Origin of the sequence: Siphonobacter sp. BAB-5385 (genome assembly GCF_002261125.1) — a bacterium.
Lineage (GTDB): Bacteria > Bacteroidota > Bacteroidia > Cytophagales > Spirosomataceae > Siphonobacter.
The window spans coordinates 1-890 of the sequence record NZ_NMPS01000199.1 but is presented as its reverse complement, the minus strand read 5'-3'; the positions used below and the strand labels follow the sequence as shown (position 1 = coordinate 890).

Annotated in this window: 1 protein-coding gene; it reads left to right on the top strand. The window is 55.8% G+C overall.

The features are described 5' to 3' along the window. Positions 1-890, top strand: an 890-nt coding sequence (locus BWI93_RS19535; protein WP_094814394.1) for a flagellar motor protein MotB, incomplete at both ends; no start/stop codon positions are given.

Sequence of the window (890 nt, the reverse complement as noted above, 5' to 3'; positions counted from 1 at the left end):
ATGAGAAAAGTATGGGTAATGATGGCCCTGTCGGTGGCCGTTGTGAGTCAGTCCTGCGTGAGCAAGAAAAAAGCATCCGCTTTGCAAGCCCAGGTCAATGACCTCAAAACCGAAAACACCCGTCTGGCTGAACGCATCCGCGTTGAACTCGGCGACTGTCAACAAAAATCCGCTTCCCTGCAATCCCAGCTCGATGCCCGCAACAACGAGCTGACGGCCAAGACCGCCCGCGTCAAGGAAGTCGAAGATCAGCTGGATTACTTAAAGCGTACCAACGCCGGTCTTTTGGACCGCATGGCCGATCTCTCCATTGTTTCCAAACAAGGAGCCGAGTCCATCAAACGCTCCCTGGAAGCCATCGATCAGCAGAGCAAATACATCCAGAGTCTGAACACCTCCATCCAACGCAAGGATTCTTTGAACCTGACGCTGGTGACCAACCTCAAACGCTCGCTGGCCAATGTCAACGATGAGGACGTCGAGGTACAGGTCAAGAAAGGGGTCGTCTACGTTTCGATCTCGGACAAGCTCTTGTTTGCCACGGGTCAGGCCAACGTGAACGCCCGGGCCGAAGAAGTGCTGGGCAAGGTAGCCAAGGTCATCAACGATCACAATGAGCTGGAAGTGATGGTGCAGGGTCACACCGATGCCGTGCCCATCTCGACGGATCTCAACCGGGATAACTGGGACTTGAGCGTGCGTCGGGCCACGTCGGTGGTGCGGTTGCTGCAAAGCAAGTTCAAGGTGGACCCGGCCCGTTTGACGGCCGCTGGCAAGGGTGAGTACGAGCCCAAGGATTCCAACAAGAGCTCGGCGGGACGTAAAGTCAACCGCAGAACGGAGATCATCTTGACCCCCCGTCTGGATGAGTTCTTCCAACTCCTGACTCC